General features: G+C 26.9%; 1 protein-coding gene. It reads left to right on the top strand.

The features are described from left to right. On the top strand, positions 1 to 196 hold a 196-nt coding region (locus G3N62_RS31635), incomplete at its 5' end, for a hypothetical protein (protein ID WP_206141416.1). Positions 197 to 234 lie beyond the last annotated feature (38 nt).

The raw sequence follows: 234 nt of genomic DNA, 5'->3' as shown, positions 1-234 counted from the left end.
AGTCACCAAAGATGTAGTGAACACAAGATCGAAAAGAGAAGAAACAATGGTATCAATAGAAAATGTATATGAAGAAAATCAGAGTAATTATATAAGTAGAGTACAAGGTAGGAGGGAGATAGAGAGAAAAGGTACTTATGATAGAACAATCATAGAATTATGTGATGTTGAAGTTTTTTTGTTATTTTTATACTAATACTGCACACAAATATCTTTTTTTTTTTTTTTTTTTTA

Origin of the sequence: Burkholderia sp. Tr-20355, from assembly GCF_017104685.1 — a bacterium.
GTDB classification, from domain to species: domain Bacteria; phylum Pseudomonadota; class Gammaproteobacteria; order Burkholderiales; family Burkholderiaceae; genus Burkholderia; species Burkholderia seminalis.
Note: the sequence above shows the minus strand (reverse complement) of the source record. Positions and strands in the feature narration are given on the sequence as shown.